This window comes from Maribacter sp. 4G9, assembly GCF_002742265.1.
In the GTDB taxonomy this organism is placed as follows: Bacteria; Bacteroidota; Bacteroidia; order Flavobacteriales; family Flavobacteriaceae; genus Maribacter.
The window spans coordinates 38,563-56,403 of the sequence record NZ_MDGL01000035.1; the positions used below are offsets into that span (position 1 = coordinate 38,563).

The window sequence follows — 17,841 nt, forward strand, 5'->3', positions numbered from 1 at the left end:
TGGATTCCAAATGAATTTAAAAACTAATTAGCCAATTTCTAAACTCTCTCAAAAGTATGAAAAACACTCTATGTAGAAGCTATTTTACGATTAAAATGGACCTAAAAATGAAGATAACCGCATTGTTATTATTGGTTGCCCTATTCCAACTTAGTGCCAAGAATGCGTATTCCCAAAAGGGAAAAATTTCGATGAATATGGAGGATGCTACCATTGAGTCCATATTTAATGAAATAGAAAGACAGACGGATTTCAACATCCTGTACAAAAATTCCACCCTGGACACAAGCAGAAAAGTAACGATAAAGGCGGATAAAGTTAAAATTGAAGATTTAATGGACCTTGTTTTAAAGGAAACCAATGTTTCTTTTGAAATAAGGAGAAAACTTATTGTTCTTCTGGAAAAGAAGATAGTTCCGAGAATGAAAATCAAGACATCATCCTTGGATACTCCCAAGATAATGCAGCAGACAATGACGGTAACCGGCTTGGTAACCGATCAAGACAATGTGCCCTTGGGCGGGGTAAGTATAGTGGTCAAAGGCTCCACAAAAGGGGTTTCCACCAATTTTGACGGGGAATATGAAATCGAAGTCTCGGAAGGTGATATTCTTGTATTCTCATACATTGGCTTCGCTTCACGTGAAGTTACTGTTAAACAAGAAAAAAGTATTAACGTGACCCTGCAGCCAGATCTTATGGACCTTAATGAGGTAATCGTTACCGCAACTGGGGTACGCCGTAAAGTTGAGATGGGCAATTCCATTGCCAATCTCAATGTTGCAGATGACGTAAAACAACGCCCAATAAGCAATGTTTCAGATCTGCTTCAGGGCCAGGCGACCGGTGTTCAAATTTCCAGTAGTGGGGGTTCTACCGGCATGGGCTCCCGTATTAGGGTAAGGGGTTCCAATAGTGCATCCCTCTCCAACGAGCCGGTAATATATGTTGACGGAGTTCTTATCAACAACGAGGCCAATTCCATCTCGTTTGAAACAGGTGGGCAGTCTCCTTCGAGGTTAAACGATATCAACCCAGAGGATATTGAATCTATCGAAATCATCAAGGGGCCTTCAGCAGCGACCTTGTACGGGTCAATTGCGGCGAACGGTGTGATTCGTATTACTACTAAAAAAGGGAAGCAAGGGGAACCGAGATGGTCCGCTTTTATGGAGAGCGGTATTGTAGAGAATGTGACGACCTATCCTTTAAATTATCAGGCACTTGATGCCCAAGGTAATCCTGGTTTCAATTTTGAAGCGGCCGACGGCACTTTTGTCCCCAGTACGGTCAATTCCTTTCAGGCCTTGAACGACCCGCGCACCTCGCCCTTTAGAACAGGGCAGTCTTATGGTGCCGGATTAAGCGTATCGGGAGGTTCGGAAGTACTTACCTATTTTCTGTCAGGTAGTCTTACCGACGGTGAAGGTGTACTACCTGTAAACAATATAAAAAGGACGAATTTCAGAGGAAATTTTGGGGCCAAAATTACCGATGACCTAAAAGTTAATTTAACCACGGGCTACACTAACAGTAATCTAGAATTACCCTTGAACGATAATTTTGCCTTGGGGCTGATGGGCCAAGGCCTTAATGGTACACCCTCGATAGACTTAAATAACGGTTGGGGCGAATTTACTCCTGATGAATTGTTCACAATCGATACCCGACAAAAAATCAACCGTTTTACTTCGGGTCTCGAGATTTTATGGCAACCTACCGAGAAACTGAATGTTAGGGCTTCTGGTGGACTTGATTTTACTTCACGTTGGGACAGTCAATTTTTCCCAACGGGAGAAGCGCCGGCTTTTCTCAACTATGACCAAGGTGCCCGATTTTCCAATAGGTTTAACGACTTTGTCTATACCCTCGATATGGTGGGGTCTTACAAAACGGATTTATGGAAAGGGATAAATTCACGTACCTCCCTTGGGTTTCAGTATTTACAGAATTTATCGCAGGGTACATTTGCAACCGGGCTTCTGTTGGTTGCCGGCAGCAACTCCATTGCCGGGGCCGCTGTTACACAAAGTAACGAACAGACCATCGAATCACGTACCGTTGGTGTCTTTTTGGAGGAACAGATAGGCTTTAATGATAAACTATTCGTAACTGGTGCTGTACGGGCAGATCGTGGAAGTTCTTTCGGTGCCTCATTCAATTCTGTATTTTACCCAAAGGTGAGTGCCTCTTGGCTCATTTCGGAGGAAGATTTCTTTAATGATTCCGATAAATACGGAATAAACTCCTTACGGCTCAGGGGGGCTTGGGGCTCCTCTGGGGTTCAGCCAGGTACAAATGACGCATTAAGGTTTTTCAATCCTATCGCGGCTACCTTGGACGGGCAAAGTGTAACCGGGGTAACCATTGGAAGTGTAGGAAATACCGGTTTAAGTCCAGAGATATCCTCAGAAGTTGAATTTGGTTTTGATGCCAAACTATTATCCGATAGAATCGGCCTTGAAATGACGTATTTCAATAAACGTACGGAGGATGCCCTAATTTTCAGGCAATTACCATTATCTCTCGGAGTGGGTGAAGGCCGTTTTGAAAATTTGGGTTCCGTAAAAAACTCGGGGATCGAAATAGCGTTGAATACTAGAATCATCGAGACCGACAAGTTTTTCTTTGGACTGGATTTCGTAGGTTCTTTTATCGATAACGAGCTGATTGAACTTGGTGAGGGCATCCAGCCGGTCATATTTGGTCAGCAACGTCATGTTGAAGGATACCCTCTTGGTGGGTATTGGGACGAAACCTATACCTTTAACGATGCCAATGGTGATGGTTTCATTGGGCAAGATGAAATTCAAGTAGGAGAAACAGGTTATTTGGGTGCCCCGTTTGCAACCACCGATATTACTTTTACCCCCACCCTAAGTTTTTTCGAAAATCAATTTGTGCTGAAAGGACTTCTTAACTATAGAGGCGGTCAAAAGCTGTATAACAATACCGGTGCATGGAGAAATGGGAACAGTAATAACCAAGAACTAAACGACCCCAATGCCTCGCTTGAAGATCAGGCCAGGGCCGTTGCTTCAAAATTTTTGGGAACAAATGCAGGTTATATCGAAGATGCTTCTTTTTGGAGGCTTCGTGAAATCTCATTGACCTATAACGCACCGGGCACCTTTTCAAGCAAACTTGGTTTTGACCGTATAAGCCTTACACTTTCTGGACAGAATTTGGGAGTATGGACAGATTACTCCGGACTAGATCCCGAAATAAGTTCTGAGGGACAAGCCAATTTTACCACCGAAGAATTTCTCAGTCAACCACCTATACGTTCTTGGAAAGCAAGACTGAATCTATCTTTTTAACATAAAAATTCAAGAAAATGAAAAAGTCAATTAATGTAAAAAAAAACTATTCCAAATTTATTTTTAGCGCCATTGTCTTGATGGCATTGACATCGTTGTGCATATCATGCGATTCGGTGGTAGAAGTCACAGATCCCGATATCGTTACCCCGGAATCACTGAACAGTGAGGCCGGTATACAAACCCTTCGCGCGGGTTCCTTAGGAGATCTAGCAGTGGCCATGAGCGGTTCCGCTGCAGGTCATGGTGCCACTACGGGTCTAATTGTTATGAGCGGCCTTATGGCTGATGAGTATGCCTATTCAGGAACCTTTCCCACCAGACGCGAGGCCGATACCCGTAATCTTCAAGATATCAACAGTGACGTAAATACAATTTATGGCAACCTGCATAGATCGCGAACGGGCGCCGAAACTACGGTTGACCTTCTTGCCGATTTCGGTGGAAACCCAGAAATTGAAAGTGAGATGCAAAGCGTTACTGGCTACGCTTATGTCATGTTCGCGGAAACCTTTTGCGGTGGGGTGCCGTTCAGCAAGGCCCCTGCCGATGGTGGAGAATTGATCTATGGCGAGCCTTTGACCACCGAACAAATGTTCAACCAGGCGATAAGTTGGTTCGATCAAGCTATCGCCAACGCTGGCAGCAATGATAAATTGGCGAACCTAGGGCGGGTAGGCAAGGCTCGCTCCCTTTTGGGTCTAGGGCAAATGGATGCGGCAGCCGCTGAAGTAGCTGCTATTCCAACAGATTTTGTTTATAATATTGAGCAATCCGACAACAGTCGAAGACAAGAAAACGGTATTTACATTATGAGTACCGTTCGCCGCCAGTTTTCTATCGCCGACGGAAAGGGAGGAAACGGCTTAATGTTCCGCTCTTCCATGGATCCCAGGACGCCTTGGGACGGCGGTACGGAATTTGGGCAGGATGATATTACCTTGTATTACAATCAGCTAAAATATGATTCTTCCAATGTGCCCGTAGTCTTGGCTTCTGGAACGGAGGCAAGATTGATCGAGGCCGAGGCCGCCGCCAATGCGGATGATGCTACCACCGTGGAGGACATACATAATGCACTTAGGGCTACTATAGGTCTGTCAGATTTAGACCTCTCAGGAATTAGCGGTGACGACCTATTGCTGGCCCATTTTTCGGAGCGTGCATTTTGGCTCTTCAGTACCGGTCATCGACTAGGCGACCTTAGAAGACTTGTGGACGTTTACGGCATGATGCCCTCGAATGTCTTTCCGTGGGGGCCTTATTTCAAGGGAGGGGAATATAGTACAAACCTTAAATTTCTAGTTCCACAGTCAGAATCGAACAACCCTAATTATGTAGGCTGTTTAGATTAAATTGATCACTAAAAAATAGATGGAAAAGAGGCTGCTAAAAAAGCCTCTTTTCTTTTTATGTTTGTATAATACCACATTATCAACGACCATTTTTTATGAAAGGTAAGTTTATGTCTCCACAATTTGAACGTTCGGGAAACTTCACTTTTTTATATGCTTTGTTTTTTCTGTCCGGTACCGCCGGTCTAATTTTTCAGGTGGTCTGGATGTACCGCTTAGGCTTGGTATTCGGAAACGCCGCGTACGCAACGGCGGCAACACTCTCCGTTTTTTTTCTTGGGCTCGCACTTGGGGGAAGGTTTTTTGGCAATATCGGCGCTCGTTTGAAGAGACCGTTTCGTGTATATGGGCTTATGGAGCTGGGCATTGCATTAACTGCCTTTTTGATACTACCAGGTCTTGATTTATATGAAATGTATTATGCCGAGATAGTATCCTTTTTGGGCGGTTCAAAAAGTGCCCTTTTACTGGCGAAATTCTTTTTTGGTGCTTTATTGCTTTTGCCTCCAACGTTTCTTATGGGCGGTACTTTTCCAATATTGGCACAGTACATCGGTAAAAATCGCAGGTACCTCGAAAGGCGCGGAACCATTCTATATGCAGTGAATACATTGGGAGCAGCACTTGGAGCTTTTTTTACAGGGTTTTACCTGATCAGGGAATACGGGGTAAGCTCAACCTATGGCCTTGCATTGATACTGGCAGCTTCCGTAGGTGTTCTTGCAATTGTTCTTGATAAATTCCTGGTGTCTTATTCCGTTGCGCCCACGGTGGCCAAGGTAAAGCCAAAACCCAAAAAAAATACCGAACGTTCGACCAAGTTAAGTTATACCCAGTTTGCCGTGGTGGCTTTTTTTTCAGGAGTATTGGCACTATCGGCCGAAACCTTATGGACCAGGATGTTCGCTCAAGTACTACAAAATTCAGTGTATTCGTTCTCCGCTATTTTGGTGGTATTTCTTTTGGCTTTGGCATTTGGAGGGTTCGTCGCACATCTACTTGTTAGGTCAAGGATGCCCTCAAAAAGAGCCTTGGCCCTACTCTTGTCCGTATCGGCCATTTTAATAGGGGTTTCCCCGAATGTTTTCAATATCGCTACAAACGGTCTTGGGTATTTGGCAATGGGCGCATCTTGGTACGCCTATATATGGGCCGTTTTTAAACTGGCCTTTTTAGTGGTCTTGCCGCCAACGGTTGTTCTGGGCGCAGTGTTTCCATTCTTGCTCAAAGTAGCTCCCATGATAGATAAGCCGTCCGGACGGATTGTTGGCAGGTTGGTACTTTTCAATTCCACAGGTAGCTTTGTAGGCCCCGTACTATCAGGTTTCGTTCTGCTCGACACTTTAGGACTCTGGGGCAGTATAAAAATCGTTGCTGTTTCTTACGGAATCTTGGCCATTCTGGCCTCACTATCGCTTTATGGGCGAAAGAAAATTGGATGGGCCTTGATACCCTTTACCGTAATTTTAGGGATACTTGTTCTGAAAAATCCACCTATAGTGCGCTTGGATGCTGATGAAACCTTATTGGATTCCCGGCAATCGAGCGATGGTGTAGTTTCCATCGTGCAATTACCAAAGAATATTCAGATGCGCTTGGATAACTTTTATGTACTCGGGGATTCCGGCTCGCTGTTGGTCGAACAAATGCAGGCCCACATTCCGTTACTTATCCATCCAGCACCAAAAAAAGTAGTTTTCTTGGGCATGGGAACCGGTATTACTGCGGGGGCTGCCCTCCAGCATGAGGTAGAAAAGGTTGTGGCGGTAGAGTTGGTATCCAATGTAATTCCGGCCGCACAGCGCTATTTTGCCCCTTGGACCAACGGACTTTTCAATGACGAACGCGTAACCATTGTTGCCGATGATGCCCGAAACTATCTTTTGGGTACGCGCGAGCAATTCGATGTTATTGTTGGTGATCTTTTTACCCCATGGCACGCAGGTACCGGAAGCCTTTACACCCTTGAACATTTTAAAGAGGCGAAAAAGCGGTTATCTCCCGGCGGCATTTTTGCACAGTGGTTGCCAATGTACCAGCTTACTTCTGAAAACTTCGATATCATTGCCGCCACGTTCGCTTTGGTTTTCCCCCAAGTGACCCTATGGAGGGCCGATTTTTCCGGAACACGGGCAAGTATCGTGCTTATTGGCCAAGAGACAGGTAAACCGTTAGACGAAAACACCCTTAGGCAAAATAGTGTCAATGTCGTTGGCGGGCAAGGCAGTTCGACCAAAGACGATCATATGGCAGGCCTGTTCTATTTAGGAAACTTGGATGCCGTACGAAATCGTTTATCTGGAATTCGCCCGAACACCGACGACAAAAGATTGGTCGAATTCGAAGCCCCGATTTTATCGCAACAAGCCAATGCCGGGCGTGCAAATTATCTTATAGGAACAGAATTGGATAACTTTCTCAAAGAACTGGCCGGCAATCTCCCTCCGGAAGAGGATCCCTATCTTTCGAACCTGCCACCTGATGAAATTCGGTACGTAAAAATAGGTTCGCTTTATCATCGTTATATTCAGCTTATAAATGTGGGGAAAGACAAAGAAGCAAAAATAGTACTTGAGCGGATACAGCTTCTGGCGCCCGACTTCTTGAAAAAGGAATCAGAATCCATTGACGAAACAGAATAACGAAGTGTCTGAAAACATTAAATATTTTAAAAAAACTTTAGAATAATCAAAGAACATATGAAACTATTAAATCACAAACCATTTCCGTTTTCCATCCCGATAATCCTGCTCATATTGCATTTTAATCCCTTAGTAGCGCAAGAAAGCGTCGTAGACAAAGCCATTGAGGTATCGGGTATGGAAAAAATGAAAAATGCGGAGGCTTCCTTTTCCTTCCGTAAACATACCTATAGTTACAAACGGCAAAACGGACAATTTACTTATACAAGAATCGGTAAGAACAAGGACAGCAGTATGGTAAGGGATGTATATACCAATAAAGGGTTTACCCGATATATTGACGATGCCGTGGCATCTATCACGGAGGAAAGAAAAAATGCGTATACAAATTCAGTCAATTCCGTAATGTACTTTGCATTTCTGCCCTTGTGGCTCAAAGACCAAGCTGTTGTTCTTGAGAATAAGGGCACCACCTCTATCAAAGGAAAAGAATACCATAAGATCCGCGTAACCTTTAAAAAGGAGGGCGGTGGCGTTGATTATGAAGATGTGTTCCTTTACTGGTTCGATGTTGAGGATTATAGTATGGACTACTTGGCCTATAAGTACTTTACCGGTAAAGGAGGGATGCGGTTTCGCGAGGCATATAATCAACGTACCGTTAACGGCGTTACCATACAGGATTATCGGAACTTGCAACCGAAAATAAAAGATGCGGTTCCTTTCGAACAAATTGAAAAAGCCTTTGAAAATGGAAAATTGGAAGAGCTTTCCATTATAGAATTAAAAAATGTGAAAATCTCAACACTGCCCAAAATTTAGATTTGGTATGTCTAGCTGTTTTTCCAAAGGTAAAACCTATTACTCACGAAAATGGATCTATCTACTCAAACACGCGCAGTATATTTCCGGTAAGCTCCGTATTGAATATTTTTAGCGGATTGCTTGTGATGCTGTTTAACGGTTTTCCCGTTTGGTCAAACCGTGCACCATGCGTTGAACAGTAATAGATGCCCCCATCATTCGAAATAAATCGCACTTCCTCGGTCTGTTGATGGCTACAGATTTGGCTGGCGGCCACATACTGTCCCTCCAAGTTTTTAGCCACAACCACAAATTCCTTTAGGATAAATCCCCCGTTGTTCTGTAAAGGCGCACCTTCCTGAGCGTCAAGGTCAATGGTAAAATCAATTCCGGTGGGGACCGGAAGACCCGTTTCGGCACTGTCTTTGGAACAACCATGAACACAGGGAAAAACTATAGCGAATGCCGCACCGGCACCCAGACTTCGTAAAAATTGCTTTCTTTCCATAACAGATTTGTTTATAAGAAATGAACGACTTTATTGGAAAAATAGTATTAGTCAATACGTCGCTATTAATTATTAGGTCGTTTTCAACTTTTACAACAATTTCCTACAAACATGACAATGGTCATGTTTTTGTTTAAACCCTTCACTTACATTTGTACAGGTAATTAGCTAAAAAATAATATAACTTATTTGTTTTCAGTATTTTACGTATATAAAATACATATAAGTTGTTTTAAAACTTTAAACATTTTTGACTATCTTAATAACATGAAAAGCTTTTTTCACAAAATATTAGCCTTCACTTTATCTTTCGCGGTACTCTTTTCCACTACCGCGTTTGCAGCTGATATGCACTTCTGTTGTGATAAATTGGTGGATCTTGCTGTTTTCAGTAAAGTAAAATCTTGCGATGAAAAAGTTAAGCAACAAGATAAGAAACCTACCAAAGAGTGTTCCATAGGTCAAAAGGATTGTTGTAGCAACCAAACTTTTATTAAGCAAGGGGAAGACAATGTTAAGAAAGTCGCTTCCGAGTTCAGTTTAGAGAATTTCGTTGTTCTATCTACCTTTATTTACACCTACATAAATCTTTTTGAAGGACTTGAGCTTAAAACAGTTCCCTTTATAAACTATGATCCGCCCTGGATTGAGAAGGACATGCTTGTACTTCACGAAACTTTCTTGATTTGATTTTTATGTAAGCAGATTATTGTAAAAATAATCTGTGCTTCCCCATTGGCCAACAGTACATTGTTGGTTATCTACTGTCGCACCTATTTTCTAGCGACAACCTTTTTCGACCTGTATTTTATCAGAGAATCAATCCTCTGACAGCTTTATTGCTTAGTTAAGAACACTAACATTTTCATACATGGAATCCATTAGAACATATTGGATCATGAATATGGTCTGTAGACGCTGTCTAAAGGTCATAAAACATGAGCTTGAAGAAATCAACATCGAAGTATTTTCCCTTGAATTGGGAAAACTGACCGTACGCGCTATCAATAGTACTGATAAAGAAATTGATAGTAAAGTCTCTGATGTACTTCATACCAATGGGTTTGAAATCGCCAAAAGCGAAGAGGAAAAGTTGGTAGATGAGGTAAAGATCACGCTCATCCATCTTATTAAAGAGCTGCCAATGCAAATAAAGGAAAAGACGTCGGAACATTTGGCATCGACCTTACATCGTGATTATAAGATTTTGAGCAAACTGTTTTCCAAAAAAGAGCATACCACAATTGAAAAGTATTTTATAAAACTAAAGATCGAAAGGGTCAAAGAACTGATACAACTTCAACAATATACCTTTTCGGATATAGCATATATGCTGGACTATAGTAGTGTAAACCATCTGTCGAGGCAGTTTAAGAACATCACGGGTATAAGCATGACGGATTATAAGAATGCCGAAGGCTGGGAGCGCCAATTCTATGACGAAATTATATAGATAAGAAAGAAAATTATGCAGACGAACACTTTCAATAAAAAATAGATTTGTTAACAACTTAATACCAATAATATGAAAAACAAAAAATTCTTACCAAGCATGACCGTACTGGCGGTGATATGTTTCCTGTTCGTGGGATTCAATACCCATGCACAGGAAAAATGGGTGGCACCCGCGAGTGCTGACAAGATTGTAAACCCACTTAAAGGAGATGCCAATGCCGCTGCATCGGGCAAAAGAACCTATAAGATGCTGTGTGTCGTGTGCCACGGTGCCAAGGGCAAAGGCGATGGTGTAGGAGGCGCGGGCCTCACACCTAAACCAACCGATTTTACCAGTGCCGAAGTCCAGGCCCAGACAGATGGGGCCCTGTTCTGGAAATTGGAAGAAGGCCGCTCACCGATGGCCTCTTATAAAACTGCCATCCCTGAGAAAAAACGCTGGGAAATTATTAACTACATAAGAACCCTTAAGTAATGAAAAAGCTACTAGTATTACTAATCGCAGTTGTTTTTGGCGGTCAGATGTACGGCCAAACATACAACACTTTTGAACCGAGCAAGACCCAGTTTATGATAAGGGGCTACGGCCATACTGGATTTGAATATATGGACTCTGGGGATGAAACCGAATCTACATTCTTAGGCTTAGCCTATGCCCCAATTTTTCTTTATAAACATTCGGACAGGCTGATGTTCGAGGCCGAACTTGAGTTTGTGCTTGAAGGAAATCAACTGGAGACCGGTTTAGAGTATGCCGATGTCATGTACGTACTCAATAAGAACATCACGGCACGGGCAGGGAAGTTTCTATTGCCCTTCGGTACTTTTATGGAGCGATTGCATCCCGCTTGGATCAACCGTCTGCCCAATGCTCCTTTAGGGTACGGGCATGATGGCATTGCACCCTCTTCAGGAATCGGAGTAGAGCTTAGGGGAGCCTTCGACTTGGGCGGTCCAACATTGAATTATTCGGTCTATGCCACCAACGGCCCAAGGCTAAATGACGGAAGCGATGAACCAGAGGAAGCTGGCATGCTTAGGTTTGAAAATTATGAAGATACCAACCTCGCCAAAGCTTATGGAGGTCGCTTGGGATTATTACCCTTTTCCGATTCTTCCACGGAGATTGGTTTTTCTGCCTATTCTACAAGTGACACGGGGGAACAGGACTCGGAATACGAGGATGTCGGGGCATTTTTGTTCGCCTTGGATTTTTCTTTCGTAAAGCAGATATCGGGGCTTGGTGGAGTAATTGACGTAAAGGCACAATACAACAATTCAAACGTGGATACGGCCACTTATTTTGAGCTGGAGGATGATATACTGGAGGAATACTCTTTTGACAACCAAAGCAACTCCTTTTATGGGCAGCTGAGTTACCGGCCTACTATGGCAAGCAGCGATTTTGTCAAAAAACTGGAGTTTGTGGGCAGATACTCGGACTTTAATGCTCCGGAAGGCGCGGAATGGGAAGAAAAATCGGTCCAGTACGCCTTCGGTCTAAATTATTGGCTGAGCTGGCGTTCCGTAATCAAACTTAGTTATCAGACCACTGAAACGGAAGGTGGTCATGACGGAGATGGTCTAACCAACACGGATGGCCTCTTTGTACACTGGGCCATCGGATTCTAATAACAGTATTAAAAAAATAGAAAACATGAAAATAGTGAATCAGTTAATAGTCATAGCGTTTTTTGTCCTGGCCATCTGCTATGGAATCGTAATGAAATTATTTAAAATCGAATAACATGAAAACAATACACAAAATCGTAGTAGGCGTCATAGTAATGACAATTGTGGGAATTACGGCTGTTGCCTGTTCTTCCACAAAGAAGGGCTATACCGATGTTCCGGATACGGCCACCGCAGCGGCGGAGGAAGAATTCAAGATCGAAAAATCGGGAGCCCAAATGTGGGGAGAAACCTGCAATCGATGCCATATCGCACCATCCCCTGCGGATTATAACGATACGGATTGGGAGACCATAAGTTTACATATGAGAGTTAGGGCAAATTTAACAGAAAAGGAAAGTAACAAGATATTGGAATTTCTAAAATCTGCCAATTAAAATGGCCAAAAACACTCCAATAGTTGCTTCGATAATACAGCGATAGTGGCAAAATAATGCTCGAATCCGTCAATGGAAAAAGGCAAAACAGTATTAATTTAAACTATAATGAATATGGAAAAATTACCAAAAATTGCGTTACCAGCAATAATTATTTTTATTGTACTGGTTGTTTTAATCGCAAAATCTGCAGTAACTATTGGATCCGGGGAAGCCGGGGTACTCTACAAAACCTTTGGGGGCGGAGTGGTTACGGATCAGCCGCCTTTGGGCGAGGGTTTTCATATCGTGGCACCATGGAACAAAGTTTTTATATATGAGGTTAGACAGCAAGAAGTCTTTGAAAAAATGCAGGTACTTTCTTCCAACGGATTGGAGATAAAACTGGATGCCTCCGCTTGGTTCGAACCAAAGAGGGAATTTTTAGGAAAGCTTCACCAAGAAAAAGGTACGGAATATGTTAACCGTGTACTACTGCCCACAATAAGATCTGCAGCAAGAAGCGTTGTGGGACGCTATACCCCAGAGCAATTGTATTCCAGTAAACGAGATGCAATACAGGCAGAGATTTATGAAGAGACCAAAAAAATCGTTGACGGACAGTACATTCAGCTCAATGAGATACTAGTACGAGATGTTACTTTACCAGGCACCATAAAGGAGGCTATAGAGCGTAAGCTTAAACAAGAACAAGAGTCGTTGGAATATGAATTTCGTTTGGTTACCGCCAAAAAGGAAGCGGAAAAAGTAACCATTGAAGCGCAAGGAAAGGCGGATGCGAATAAAATTTTAAGCGCTTCCCTGACCGATAAGATATTACAGGACAAGGGTATCGATGCTACATTGGAACTAGCCAAATCGCCTAACTCAAAAGTAGTGGTAGTCGGTAGTGGCGATTCTGGACTACCGCTGATATTGGGCAATAATTGATTTTTTGTTCAGAACGATGGGACAAAAAGTTGAAGCGAACCCATTTAAACTTTTGGATTGAAGCAAAAATTAAGGTACGAAATGTGTCTGTTAAACTTCGGAAGTAAATAAAGGAAAAAGTTAAAACGAATCGAGTAAACCTTAAATCAAATACAATGAAAACAGCAACACTAATTTTTTTGACGATCGGGTTGTTTGCCTTAACCGGTTGCAACCAGAAAACTGACGTTAACGCAATGCTCGACAACTCCGAAACAAGGAGTGAGATTTTTGGTGCCATTGCGAACAATCACACATACATGACCGGCTTTATGGAAAACATGCAAGAGAGCGATCATGCAATGCAAATGATGCAGGGCAACCATAAAATGATGGGCGGCATGATGAAAGGCGATGGCATGCAAATGATGATGAAAGACAGTACTATGATGAAGAACATGATGCAATCCATGATGAAAGATGGAAAGATGATGGGCAACATGATGAAAATGATGCATGAAAAAGGCATGATGAGCGAGGATTGTATGGAGTCTTGCAAAAACATGATGGCCGAGGAAGGATTGGACATTATCGAGCAGGGCGAAATGGAATTGAGCAAGAGCCAAAGTCATGGTGATCATCATTAACACAATAAAGTTTAACGCAAATACAGGAAAACATGAAAAGTCATTGGATATGGATGGTTATCGGTTGTGGGCTGCCCCTACTACTGATATTTTTCGCCCCGGCGTTGGGGATCACAGGGTATAACGGGCTTTTTGCCTTTATCATCCTGATGTTCGTATTGCATCTATTTATGCCTCATGGCTCACATGGTCGCAATAGGCATAACCATGGCGGCCATAGCGATAAAAAGCACGGAGAAAGTAAAGAGGAAGTGCTAGATGTTGAGGACAAAAAAGGGCATGAAGGCCATCGACACCATTAAATAACACTAAAAGTTGGACAATGAAACGCAAATTTCAAATCGAAGGAATAAGCTGTGGCGGATGTGTGACAAGGGTCAAAAGAGCTTTGGAGGAACATCCGGCGGTAGAGAAAACACAGATTTTCTTGCAGCCAAAAGGTGCAACGATTATCAGCATGAAGGAAGAACTTTCAGTAGATGAGTTACAAGAACAACTCAACGAACTTGAAGGCTATACCATAACAGAAATCAATTAAAATTACAATAATCTTAAATCTAACAGTATGTTTTATAGAGACGGAGTTTTTTGGGGCATGCACCTTATATGGTGGGCCATATGGTTTGTATTGCTGGGCTGGATTTTCTTTGCCCCGTCCAGTTCATCCTATGATGAAATTGAAGACGATGACCCACTCACATCACTCAAAAGGCGGTTTGCCAAAGGAGAGATTACCAAGAGTGAATATGAAGAATCAAAGAAGCTTTTAAAAATGTAAAGAACAAGAAAATGAAAAAACATATAATTATGAGCCTTGTATTCCTGACAGGAATTCTGCTCGCATCACAATCTGTATCTGCACAGGCAAGCGATAAGACTAAACGACAGTTGTATATCAACGCGCAAGGGGAAGTCTCTGACCGTGGTATGAAGCTCGGCTATATAAGCAAGGAGGATATTATCTTTAATAACAAGGGAAAGAAGCTCGGCTTCATTAAAAACGGGAAAGTATATGATGCGGAGGGCAATTCAATGGGAAAGGCAAAAAAGGAAGGTCGATATTATAACGATAGCGGTGAGTTCGTGCTATATGTTGAAGGGAACGATGAAAAATGTAAAATTCTTGATCCCAAAGGCCATTCCTTGGGCTATATACATAAAAACTACAAACTCCATGCCTGCGCGGTACACTGTTTTTTCAAGGAGAATAAGATTGAAGAGGACACGGATGCAATATTGGCCGGGTATATGAACATCGAAAATGCCCTGGTCGATGATAACAGTGGGTCCGCAAGCGAAGCGGCAGCACAACTTTTAAATGACGCTACTGCCTTGAACGAGACCCATATGAAAAAGACTTTGGAGGAGTTGTCCAAGGCCTCTGATCTTAACGAACAGCGAGAGCACTTTGCGACTTTGTCCAAAGAACTGTACACAATTTTCAAGGAAATCAGTTTAGGGGGGGAAACACTGTATTGGAACCATTGTCCCATGGCCATGGAAGGGAAAGGGGCAAATTGGCTAAGCTTGAGCGAAAAAATCAACAATCCCTATATGGGCCAAAGGATGCCCAGTTGCGGTTCGGTAAAAGAGACCTTAAAATAGGCCTATATCAAACAGGACTAATATCACGGCATCCATTAAAAAATCAATTTGGGATGAAGTCGATACATCAACAGAATTTTTTTAAACAAATAAGTCTAATCTTTTAAAACTGAAAACTATGCATTTTTTTGACGGACATTACGGCGGTATGCACTTCATCTGGTGGATCGTATGGTTCATCCTATTGATCTGGATCTTTTTTGTGCCCTACGACCTTCCCTATGCCAAAAACAGAAAAGAAGACCCACTACGCATTCTTAAAAAGCGATTTGCAAAAGGAGAGATCACGAAAGAAGAATACGAGGAATCAAAGAAACTTTTAAAATCTGAATAAGGAGTAAACTACTTCGCGGCAAGCCCACGGGGCATTAAATGGAAAAAAATGGATTCGAGGCAAGCCTTGGAACATCTAAATCTCGATTATCGAGTAAAATTTTAACACTTAAAGCAAAATGAAATGAAAACAACGATCAAAATGGCAGTAGGTCTGGTACTGGCCACTTTTATACTATCGGCCTGTTCACAAAAATAAGAGAGCGCCATAAAGGACAGACTCAAGAATCCGTCCCAACAAGAGTAGGTTTTGACTTTGATGACCGAAGACCATGAACTAGGCAAAAAATACATCACAAAAATGATGGATAGCGACCATGCCACGGGGATGATGGTAGATGAATTGGTCAAAGCAGCGGCAAACGATACCATACTTGCCGGGAAACTTAGCGATATGATAACAAGATACCCGGACCTGATGTTGCTTACCACCCACCATTTTATGCCGGTCATTGCCGCTGACGGACATTTGAGCGACACTTTTTGCGACCATACTTTGGAGCATGAAAATTTGGCTAAGGCCATGCATGAAAAGATGGAGTACAAAAAGAGCTTAGAGTTAAACCACTAGTTACAATCCTAGTTCGGTACGGAATGAATTTACAAGAATAATTAACGTAAAAAAAACAATCATGAATCGATTAAATGTAAAAAAATTTGGATTTGCCATGGGCCTAACAGGAGCTATAATCTATGCAGGCTGCATGATTGTATTGGCCACTGCGGGTCAGGAAGGAAGTATAACGTTTTTCAACAGTCTATTGCACGGTCTGGACACTACTAGTATAATAAGGATGGACGTGCCTGTTTGGGAAGCCCTAATCGGCATTGTACAGACCTTTATAATCGCATGGCTTACAGGTGCCCTGATCGCGGCATTTTACAATGCGCAACTAAAAAGAAGATAGACGAAAACTATGGATAGAAGAGATTTTTTGGGAACCGGAGCAGTTTCAACAGCAGGAATGTTATTTTTCCCCGGTAATTTGCTGGCGAGCGAAGCCAAAATAGATAATCAGACAAGGCTTGTGCAGCCTTTGCGATATAAAAGAGATGGTGAATGGAAAGAATTTGAACTATACATAGATCTTCATACACACGAGCCTGCACCAGGATATAAATACCACACCTTGGCTTTTAATGATATGATTCCTGGACCAGAAATCAGAGTCAATGCTGGTGATAAAGTAAGGGTAAAATTCATTAACAAAACAGATTTAAATCATACGATTCATTGGCACGGTATTTTTGTGCCATGGCGTATGGATGGTGTCCCCTTTGTTACACAACTTCCTGTAATGCCAAAAAATGAATTTATTTATGAATTTGTGGCAGAACCCGAAGGGACACATTTTTACCATTGCCATTGGGGAACACTAATGCATATGCAAGCTGGTATGTTTGGTAGTTTAATAGTAGAAAACCCAAAAGACCCTATAAAAGAAAAGTTTCCATATGAAAGAGAATACACCTTGGTTTATTCGGCTCACGATACCAATTACATCCGTGAAGAAATGAACGGAATGTTAGAAAGAATGAAGCAACGGAGTTATTTAATGAAGCAAGGTCGGTTTACTAGTGAACAGTGGGGTGTTTTTGATAACAAAGAACAGTTTCTCGCGAGTATGGAGAATGGGTATCAACCACCTTATGTTACGAATAGAAGGTCTAATGCAGAGCTGCCACAAGCCAACTGGTTTACTGTAAATGGAAAATCATACCCTTCAACACCATACTTGTTTATAAAGTCAGGTGAAAATATTAGGGTTAGGCTAATCAATGCAGGGGCAGAAACACATCATTTGCATTTACACGGACACGATTTTTGGATGGTAGCTGATGATGGAGTCCCACTTGAGCATCCTTGGAAAAGAAATACTGTGCCGCTTACACCAGGAAAAACTTTCGATGTCATAATAGAAGGTAGTAATAGAGGTATCTGGACATTCCACGACCACGACACGCGTAAAGTGACCAATAACGGTTTGTATCCAGGCGGAAATCTGTTGGCATTAGTATATGAAGACTTACCAGCTGATGAGTTGATTATTTCAAAACATTCAGGAAATCCAATGTACAATCCAAATGCAGGTATGGGAGATATGAAAGGAATGGAAAATGAAAAAATGGGTAATATGAACAAAATGATGTTTGGAGAAGATAAACTTCCAAAAATCGCTCTTGATGAATAATT

20 protein-coding genes are annotated in these 17,841 nt (G+C 42.2%); 19 read left to right on the plus strand and 1 reads right to left on the minus strand.

The features are described 5' to 3' along the window. Positions 1-56 precede the first annotated feature (56 nt). The 4 genes from BFP75_RS04245 to BFP75_RS04260 all read left to right on the plus strand — a co-directional run bounded on the left by BFP75_RS04245 (position 57) and on the right by BFP75_RS04260 (position 8,139). Positions 57-3,320, plus strand: coding sequence for a SusC/RagA family TonB-linked outer membrane protein (locus tag BFP75_RS04245; protein WP_099543600.1), 3,264 nt, complete (start codon positions 57-59; stop codon positions 3,318-3,320). A gap of 17 nt (positions 3,321-3,337) precedes the next feature. After that, on the plus strand, positions 3,338-4,675 hold the full coding sequence (locus BFP75_RS04250) for a hypothetical protein (protein WP_099543602.1): 1,338 nt from the start codon (positions 3,338-3,340) through the stop codon (positions 4,673-4,675). 110 nt (positions 4,676-4,785) lie between these two features. Next, entirely contained in the window at positions 4,786-7,317 is a 2,532-nt protein-coding gene (locus BFP75_RS04255; protein WP_165776538.1) for a fused MFS/spermidine synthase, read from the plus strand. 57 nt (positions 7,318-7,374) lie between these two features. After that, positions 7,375-8,139, plus strand: a complete 765-nt coding sequence (locus BFP75_RS04260) for a DUF6503 family protein (protein WP_099543607.1) — start codon at positions 7,375-7,377, stop codon at positions 8,137-8,139. 61 nt (positions 8,140-8,200) lie between these two features. Here the strand turns inward: BFP75_RS04260 and BFP75_RS04265 are convergent, their stop codons facing one another. Beyond that, entirely contained in the window at positions 8,201-8,629 is a 429-nt protein-coding gene (locus BFP75_RS04265; protein ID WP_093978468.1) for a ubiquinol-cytochrome c reductase iron-sulfur subunit, read from the minus strand. Positions 8,630-8,896: 267 nt separating this feature from the next. On the opposite strand from BFP75_RS04265, the gene BFP75_RS04270 reads away from it, so the two are divergent. The 15 genes from BFP75_RS04270 (at position 8,897) to BFP75_RS04340 (ending at position 17,839) form a co-directional block, all read left to right on the plus strand. After that, positions 8,897-9,319 carry an HYC_CC_PP family protein gene (locus BFP75_RS04270; RefSeq protein ID WP_099543609.1) on the plus strand — a complete coding sequence of 141 codons (423 nt, stop codon included), beginning with the start codon at positions 8,897-8,899 and terminating at the stop codon, positions 9,317-9,319. A gap of 181 nt (positions 9,320-9,500) precedes the next feature. After that, a complete protein-coding gene (locus tag BFP75_RS04275) occupies positions 9,501-10,082 on the plus strand; it encodes a helix-turn-helix domain-containing protein (protein ID WP_099543612.1) in 582 nt (193 codons plus the stop codon). 99 nt (positions 10,083-10,181) lie between these two features. Next, a complete protein-coding gene (locus tag BFP75_RS04280; protein ID WP_240531695.1) occupies positions 10,182-10,559 on the plus strand; it encodes a c-type cytochrome in 378 nt (125 codons plus the stop codon). After that, positions 10,559-11,716, plus strand: a complete 1,158-nt coding sequence (locus BFP75_RS04285; RefSeq protein WP_099543616.1) for a hypothetical protein — start codon at positions 10,559-10,561, stop codon at positions 11,714-11,716. Before BFP75_RS04280 ends, BFP75_RS04285 begins: the two co-directional genes overlap by 1 nt. 116 nt (positions 11,717-11,832) lie before the next feature. Then, positions 11,833-12,153: a hypothetical protein gene (locus BFP75_RS04290; RefSeq protein ID WP_099543619.1), complete on the plus strand. Its 321-nt coding sequence runs from the start codon at positions 11,833-11,835 to the stop codon at positions 12,151-12,153. 114 nt (positions 12,154-12,267) lie between these two features. Beyond that, positions 12,268-13,083: a prohibitin family protein gene (locus BFP75_RS04295; protein WP_099543971.1), complete on the plus strand. Its 816-nt coding sequence runs from the start codon at positions 12,268-12,270 to the stop codon at positions 13,081-13,083. A gap of 236 nt (positions 13,084-13,319) precedes the next feature. Continuing rightward, positions 13,320-13,709 (plus strand): hypothetical protein, encoded by a 390-nt coding sequence (locus BFP75_RS04300; protein ID WP_240531696.1) that lies wholly within the window; start codon positions 13,320-13,322, stop codon positions 13,707-13,709. A 32-nt stretch (positions 13,710-13,741) separates the two neighbouring features. Then, on the plus strand, positions 13,742-14,011 hold the full coding sequence (locus tag BFP75_RS04305; protein WP_099543623.1) for a hypothetical protein: 270 nt from the start codon (positions 13,742-13,744) through the stop codon (positions 14,009-14,011). Positions 14,012-14,031: 20 nt separating this feature from the next. Next, a complete protein-coding gene (locus BFP75_RS04310; RefSeq protein ID WP_099543626.1) occupies positions 14,032-14,247 on the plus strand; it encodes a heavy-metal-associated domain-containing protein in 216 nt (71 codons plus the stop codon). Between the two features lie 27 nt (positions 14,248-14,274). Continuing rightward, a complete protein-coding gene (locus tag BFP75_RS04315) occupies positions 14,275-14,487 on the plus strand; it encodes an SHOCT domain-containing protein (protein WP_099543628.1) in 213 nt (70 codons plus the stop codon). 11 nt (positions 14,488-14,498) lie between these two features. Further along, complete coding sequence (locus BFP75_RS04320; protein ID WP_099543630.1) at positions 14,499-15,314, plus strand: DUF3347 domain-containing protein; 816 nt, start codon at positions 14,499-14,501, stop codon at positions 15,312-15,314. Positions 15,315-15,432: 118 nt separating this feature from the next. Further along, positions 15,433-15,648, plus strand: coding sequence for an SHOCT domain-containing protein (locus BFP75_RS04325; protein ID WP_099543632.1), 216 nt, complete (start codon positions 15,433-15,435; stop codon positions 15,646-15,648). Between the two features lie 249 nt (positions 15,649-15,897). Beyond that, positions 15,898-16,218 carry a hypothetical protein gene (locus BFP75_RS04330; RefSeq protein ID WP_123803318.1) on the plus strand — a complete coding sequence of 107 codons (321 nt, stop codon included), beginning with the start codon at positions 15,898-15,900 and terminating at the stop codon, positions 16,216-16,218. A 61-nt stretch (positions 16,219-16,279) separates the two neighbouring features. Beyond that, positions 16,280-16,555, plus strand: coding sequence for a DUF5676 family membrane protein (locus BFP75_RS04335; RefSeq protein WP_099543636.1), 276 nt, complete (start codon positions 16,280-16,282; stop codon positions 16,553-16,555). Between the two features lie 9 nt (positions 16,556-16,564). Continuing rightward, the gene (locus BFP75_RS04340; RefSeq protein WP_099543638.1) at positions 16,565-17,839 is read left to right on the plus strand and encodes a multicopper oxidase family protein; all 1,275 of its coding nucleotides are present in this window, start codon (positions 16,565-16,567) and stop codon (positions 17,837-17,839) included. Positions 17,840-17,841 lie beyond the last annotated feature (2 nt).